This window comes from Serratia sp. ASV30 (genome assembly GCF_016428815.1).
GTDB classification, from domain to species: Bacteria; Pseudomonadota; Gammaproteobacteria; order Enterobacterales; family Enterobacteriaceae; genus Chania; species Chania fonticola_C.
Genome location: NZ_JAELTL010000109.1, coordinates 1 through 6,917 on the forward strand (window position 1 = coordinate 1; position 6,917 = coordinate 6,917).

A 6,917-nucleotide genomic window follows, 5' to 3' on the forward strand; every position below is an offset into this window, starting at 1 on the left:
CCCCCCCCCCCCCCCCCCCCCCCCCCCCCCCCCCCCCCCCCCCCCCCCCCCCCCTTTTAGATGTGTATAAGAGACAGAAACTATATTTCCATCACTCTTGGCTTCAACATTAAGCCTTAGTAAGGCTTCGGTATTAGAGCAGCGAACGTTAAAACGCCAATCATGGAACTCAATTGAAAGACCATCAGTTTTGTCAACGACTGCATTAAGCCCATAAATAATTTCTATTTCTTTTAGCAGGCTTTCAGCGCTGCTGACTTTATAATTGATCTCCCCGCTACATGGGTACTGGGCAATACGCTCCCCAACCAACTGGCTCAACGCCTTTCCTTTAGCCGAAAGCAAACTTGCCACCAACAACCACGGGATCATCCCACTATCACAGTAGGCGAAGTCGCGGAAATAGTGATGCGCGCTCATTTCCCCACCGTAAACGGCATCTTCTTTACGCATACGCTCTTTGATAAATGCATGACCGGTCTTAGACATAACCGGTACCCCGCCAGCCTGGTTGACAATATCAATGGTATTCCATGACAACCGCGGGTCGTGAATAATCTTGGCACCGGGATTGGTTTGTAAAAATGCTTCGGCTAATAAACCAACGATATAGTAGCCTTCAATGAAGGTTGCGTTTTCATCAAATAGGAAACAGCGATCGAAATCGCCATCAAACGCGATCCCCATATCAGCCTGGTGCTCCAATACCGCTTTTGCGGTATCAGCACGACACTCTGGCAACAAGGGGTTGGGAATACCATTTGGGAATTGGCCGTCCGGCTGGTTATGGACCTTAACAAAGGAAACGGGCACATTATCTTGCTTGAAACGCCGTTCAATCTCATCGATCACATGGCCGGCAGCACCATTCCCTGAGTTGATCACCAACTTCATTGGGCTTAGCGTCTTGGTATCAATGTACCCTAACAGATGATCTACATAATCATTCAGAATGGAGATCTGCTGATAGCTACCACGTTTGCTTTCATCAACCGGAGCGAAGTTATTCACTTCGGCCAATTCCTTAATCGCAAACAGGCCTGTGTCGCCACTGATAGGTTGTGCATTCTCACGCACCAGCTTCATACCGTTATAGTTCATAGGGTTGTGGCTTGCTGTAACCTCGATTCCACCATCCATATTGAGATGGAATGTGGCAAAGTAAACTTCCTCTGTCCCACTTAGCCCAATGTCAAAAACATCAGCTCCGGCATCACGCAGGCCATTAGCCAAAGCCAATTTTAATGCTTCACTAGTCAAACGCACATCGCCACCCACGATAATGCGCTTTGGCTTTAAATATTCGCCATAGGCTCGCCCGATGCGGTAAGCAATATCTTCGTTTAACTCTTCACCAAGTTGACCGCGAATATCATAAGCCTTAAAGCATGTTAAACTGTTCATTAAAACCTCAAAAATTAGCAACGCCCGTAGTGATCTTTTATGCGGATAACGTCGTCGTCCCCAAGATAAGAGCCAGACTGAATCTCAATCAATTCTAGCGGAATGTTTCCTGGGTTTTCTAAACGATGGATAACCGCAACTGGGATGAATGTTGACTGATTCTCGGTAATCAAGAACGTCTTATCGCCAGTAGTCACTCTCGCGGTGCCGGAAAGCACGACCCAATGCTCAGCGCGATGGTGATGCATTTGCAAAGAGAACGCCTCACCCGGATTCACAGTAATACGATTGACGTTAAAACGTTTCTCGGCAACCAAGATGTCGCAACGCCCCCATGGACGATACACTTCACGATGCCGGCGATATTCACTACGCTTGTTCTTCTTCAGATGTTCAACAATCTTTTTAACATCTTGAACCTTGGATCTATCGACTACCAGAACGGCATCTTTGGTGTTAACAATCACCAGGTTTTCAACACCTACAGCAGCGACAAGCTTCTCGTCAGTGTTGATGTAGCAGTCACGGGAGTCATAGAGGAAAGTATCCCCGGTTAGCGCATTACCCGCCGAGTCTTTCTTGCTTACTTCCCACAACGCCGACCAAGATCCGACGTCACTCCAACCAGCATCTAGAGGAATGACCACCGCATCGTGAGTCTTCTCCATTACCGCATAGTCAACCGAGTCATCCGGGCAGGCAGAAAACGCATCGCGATCAACATTGATAAAGTTTTTATCGCATTCGGTGTTATCAAGCGCATCACGGCAAGCCGCAAGGATATCTGGGCGGAATTTTTCCAGCTCTTCCAGATAGCGCTTGGCACGAAACATGAACATGCCGCTATTCCAGTAGTATTCACCGGTTTCGATATAGCTTTGTGCCGTCTCGCTGTCAGGCTTCTCTACAAACCGTTGAACAGGCGCAGCCACCGAACCATTCTTACATTCCCCACGTTGAATATACCCGTAACCCGTTTCCGGCCCGGTGGGGACGATACCAAAAGTGACCAGACTCTTTGCAGCCGCATGTGGCAGTGCCAGGTCAATGGCACGATGGAATGCTTCGACATCGTTGATAATGTGGTCGGCCGCCAACACCAGCATGATAGGGTCGTTGCCCTGGGCAATGGCATTCAATGCGGCCAAGGCTATCGCCGGAGCCGTGTTACGCCCTACCGGTTCCAGAATGATGTTGTGGGATAACATGTCGATCTGCCGAAGTTGTTCAGCAACCATAAAGCGGTGATCTTCGTTACAGATTACAACAGGCTCACTGACGCCGACACCATCAAGCCGCTTTAACGTCTCTTGCAGCATTGAATGGATGCTATGCAAACGCAGAAATTGCTTGGGATGGAGTTCACGGGACATTGGCCATAAACGACTGCCAGTGCCGCCTGCCATAATTACGGGTAGTAACATTATTTATCCTTTATTACGTTAAGCTGAAAAGCTTCAAGTAATACAATCACTTAATAAAAATACGCCAATCGCAGTCTTTAACTCGCTTTCTTAGATCATCACTCAGTCTTAATCCTCTTGGCAATCAGTATGCCATTATTCCGATTTTCACCCAAACCCTCATACTTTGTTACATCATGAAGTATAATGGTTGACCGTAGAGGTGAGGTCAAAAAACAACCAAAAAGCCATTTTACTCACAGCCAGATCAAAAAAGCACGCTACCGCCCTTGGCTCAACAGCTACCAATAGACTGAAAATAAAGTATAAATTTTGCGTTTTGTCCAATCCTTACGCTAAGTTAAGCATACAACAAGGCACACGATCATTACTTAAACGCGTACTTATGCCCATTGGACGAGATTTTTGTTGCGTATGCTACCACCTAAGCGGACAAAACACCTGTACATTGTCCGCTCTTTCAGTTTAATCTGAAGACGGTTGTTGGTTTATTGAGCTACCCGCCTGCTCTATTAGCAAATTTTTTTTATATCAATTAATTAAGATCGAAGAAATCCATAAATTCTGTAACAAAGCCTGCAAATAGATAGCCGCCTTATCATTGCAAGGGCGAAAAAAAAGCCCATAAATGGGCTTTTAAGAATGCGTTATATTAAAGAATTTTCTTAGTTTTTACTAGTGTATCCCTGTGGGTTGTTCTTCTGCCAGTTCCAGGTATCACGCATCATCTCGTCGATACCACGACTCACTTCCCAGCCCAACTCTTGGCGCGCCAGGTTGGCGTCGGCCCAGAATGCTGGTAAATCACCATCGCGGCGCGGCAAGATCTGATAAGGGATAGCGACACCGGAGGCTTTCTCGAAAGCATGCACCATTTCCAACACGGAGAACCCAATACCGGCTCCCAAGTTGTAAGCCTTGAACCCTTCGACCTTCTTCAAATGATCCATTGCCATCAGGTGGCCTTCCGCCAGATCCATCACGTGAATGTAGTCACGCACGCCGGTACCGTCTTCCGTTGGATAATCGCCACCGAAAACACCCAGCTTCTCCAGCTTGCCGATAGCAACCTGCGAGATGTAAGGCAACAGGTTGTTAGGGATGCCATTGGGATCTTCGCCGATCAGGCCAGACTCATGAGCACCAACTGGGTTGAAGTAACGTAACGCGATAATCGAGAACTGCGGCTCAGCCTTCGCGAAGTCCTGCAGGATCTGCTCAACCATCAGTTTTGATGTGCCATACGGGCTAGTCGTACCACCAATAGGCGTGGTTTCAACATAAGGTACTGGAGAGTTAGCACCATAAACAGTGGCCGAAGAGCTGAAGATAAACTGGTGAACTCCGGCACGACGCATCTCATCCAGGAGCACCAGGGTGCCAGAGACGTTGTTCTGATAATACTCTAACGGTTTGCGGGTGGACTCCCCTACTGCTTTGAGGCCAGCAAAGTGGATCACCGCTGAGATACGGTGGCCATCGAAGATACGGTTCAGACACTGCGGATCTTGAATGTCGCCTTGGTAGAAGATGGCTGCTTTACCTGTTAGCTGCTCCACACGGTGCAGTGACTCTTCGGATGAGTTCGAGAGGTTGTCTAGAACCACAACCTCCTCTCCTCGTTCCAGCAGGGCCAGAACGGTGTGGGAACCGATGTAGCCGGCTCCGCCGGTGACTAGAATTGCCATTGTTACCCCTTTTGTGCGCGCTGGGCGCGCATAGAATCAGAAACCTGTAGCCTTCTATTCTACTCATTAAAAGTTTAGCGACTAGCGGATTTAGTGTAACTATTGGATAATTAAATAAAATAAGAAAGGAGTCTTACAGAAATAATTCACGAAAATCAAAGTGTAAAAATAACCTCTATAAAAGATTAACATAACAATAGAGAATTCAGTCTTTTTACAATCAACTACACGACCCTACTCCAGTAAAAAATAGACACATTTTAAAACATGAAGATTCTGACAATAATAAAAATCACCATGGAAAATCACTTCAATTGCTCTTCTAACATTAATGGATTTCGCTTTCTATTTTTTATTTTTTTAGCTGGAGAGCCAAAATATATAGACCACTCTTCTGTGTGCTTCATTATGAGAGAATTTGCACCAACCGCAGTTCCTTCTGCGATAATTACTTTTGGCATAATAATAGACTGAGAACCAATAATCGCATGGCGGCCTATAGAAACCTCCCCTGATACAACACCTGTTAAGTTCGATGGTACAGTTGGGTTTGTCATAAAATTGCCACTATAGTCGTCACTTTTTGAATATATTTTTACTGATTGAGACAATCCACAAAAATCCTGCATGACCACACCTGCCCCGGCGAAAATAGCAGAATACCCCCCAATATGCACATATGAACCAATATTTAAAAAACCATCTCCTGCAGCAATAATTGTGGAGAAACCATCAATTCTTACGTTATCACCGATCCTAACATTCTCAATACCAACGATTGTACAGTTTTTTGCTATCAGTACATTTTTACCGACTGATTTTATTCCGTAACTCCTAAGATCATACTCATTATAGTATCCAGGGTTAAAAACCTCATTATTCATATTAAATCTCCGTAAAATACAGGACAAGTGAAATAACCGAAGAGTATTGCAACTAAGTAAGTGGAATCGTACAACAAAAAATGCCCATCACACTAGGATATATCGAAGTTAATGTATAAAAAATTTCTTCAAATTACTATAAACACATACATTTTAAAACTTTATATGAAAAATATATTTCAATTTTTCTTTAAAAATTTAACATTGGCGTTTTTATCAGTTGCGTATGCATTCCGTTTAACATCAATCACCTTCATATTAACTGTAAGGTGGTTACCTTCGCCTCCTGAAAAAATACCTTGGGGCGAATTTACAATTGACCCATTTAGAGTTCCATCTATTCTCCCAAATAGCCTGACATCATAACCACCAGTTTTCAAACCATTATTACACCCTACATAGTTGACAACGAGACCGCGAAGATATTTCTCAGTTGAGGCATTATTAACAGCAAACCCATAGTTATCACAGCGAGTGCTTTTACTAATTATATTTACATTTTCCATTTCATCAATTGTTCCCTCTCGCAACTCTATATAAGTTCCTATCCAAGAGCAACCATCAGTGACTGAAACCCCTTTAATATCTTTTGTCACACCACCTATATTTGAGATAATATAGGTACCATTACCAGAGTGAGTATTTTTAGTATATGCTTCGAAATTTATTCTCTCACTATTATAGATTACCAAGCCATTGCTCAAATTATTATTTGAAATCACCCTAACGATTCCATCACTATTATTAGGTTCTATTTCAACAGTTGCATTCGTATTATACTCACCTATTACATCTATATTAAAGCGTAGAGAGTTTAATAACTTAATACCAGCTCCATAAGCCAAATCGCTAGGTGTAATATTAGGAACAACTTGACCTGATTGAGTAAGGCGCCCAGTAACTTTGATATCTGTAGTATGCTCAATCCAAATATTGAACGAACAGCACGATATATCAGCATCTAAGATATTTACTTTCGATGCATTAAATACGAAAATGCCAAAATCCTGACACTGACATATAGCATACCCAAGGAAATCAGTTTCATTAAAATGATGATTTTGTATTTTACCAATCGGATTATTACCAGATATTTTTGGTTGGTATATATTGAAGGGTCCTTCACCCGTGAATTTCAAGATGCTAGATTTATTATCGTTATACCCTATACGAACAGGAGTTCTCCTAGTTAAAAGAGCATGGTTACAAAACATATCAATTGGTTTTGTTCGAGTCCAAGTATGAGCTCCCCCCCCATCCTGAACGAAATCATTATAATAAATCTTTGAATTATCGAAGTAAACTTTACCGAATGCAGGTACTGAGTCCAACATGTTTTGTATGTTTAGATATTAGTTATCAATACATTTAACCATAGCATCTAAAATTTGATGTGATTATTTATTATTATCAACAACTAGTTGCAAATACCAAGTTTCATTTACTTTTAATGATATCACTCCATAATCGAGATCAATTAATGAGTTGTGTGTTTTATAAAGAACTCCGAGACAACG

Annotated in this window: 5 protein-coding genes; all 5 read right to left on the minus strand. The window is 43.1% G+C overall.

Translation table 11 applies throughout. The annotated features are described in order from the left end of the window. Positions 1-1,404, minus strand: a 1,404-nt coding sequence (cpsG, locus tag JHD74_RS25185; protein WP_199063808.1) for a phosphomannomutase CpsG, incomplete at its 3' end; no start/stop codon positions are given. A gap of 14 nt (positions 1,405-1,418) precedes the next feature. Beyond that, positions 1,419-2,828 (minus strand): mannose-1-phosphate guanylyltransferase/mannose-6-phosphate isomerase, encoded by a 1,410-nt coding sequence (locus JHD74_RS25190; protein WP_199063809.1) that lies wholly within the window; start codon positions 2,826-2,828, stop codon positions 1,419-1,421. 665 nt (positions 2,829-3,493) lie between these two features. Further along, entirely contained in the window at positions 3,494-4,516 is a 1,023-nt protein-coding gene (gene galE, locus JHD74_RS25195) for a UDP-glucose 4-epimerase GalE (protein ID WP_199063810.1), read from the minus strand. A 305-nt stretch (positions 4,517-4,821) separates the two neighbouring features. After that, positions 4,822-5,400, minus strand: coding sequence for an acyltransferase (locus JHD74_RS25200; protein ID WP_199063811.1), 579 nt, complete (start codon positions 5,398-5,400; stop codon positions 4,822-4,824). A gap of 179 nt (positions 5,401-5,579) precedes the next feature. Then, on the minus strand, positions 5,580-6,734 hold the full coding sequence (locus JHD74_RS25205) for a hypothetical protein (protein ID WP_199063812.1): 1,155 nt from the start codon (positions 6,732-6,734) through the stop codon (positions 5,580-5,582). Positions 6,735-6,917 lie beyond the last annotated feature (183 nt).

Bases quoted from the DNA above. Each gene is read 5' to 3' on its own strand.
- JHD74_RS25190 (WP_199063809.1), bottom strand. From the start codon at position 2,828: ATGTTACTACCCGTAATTATGGCAGGCGGCACTGGCAGTCGTTTATGG.
- galE (WP_199063810.1), bottom strand. From the start codon at position 4,516: ATGGCAATTCTAGTCACCGGCGGAGCCGGCTACATCGGTTCCCACACC.
- JHD74_RS25200 (WP_199063811.1), bottom strand. From the start codon at position 5,400: ATGAATAATGAGGTTTTTAACCCTGGATACTATAATGAGTATGATCTT.
- JHD74_RS25205 (WP_199063812.1), bottom strand. From the start codon at position 6,734: ATGTTGGACTCAGTACCTGCATTCGGTAAAGTTTACTTCGATAATTCA.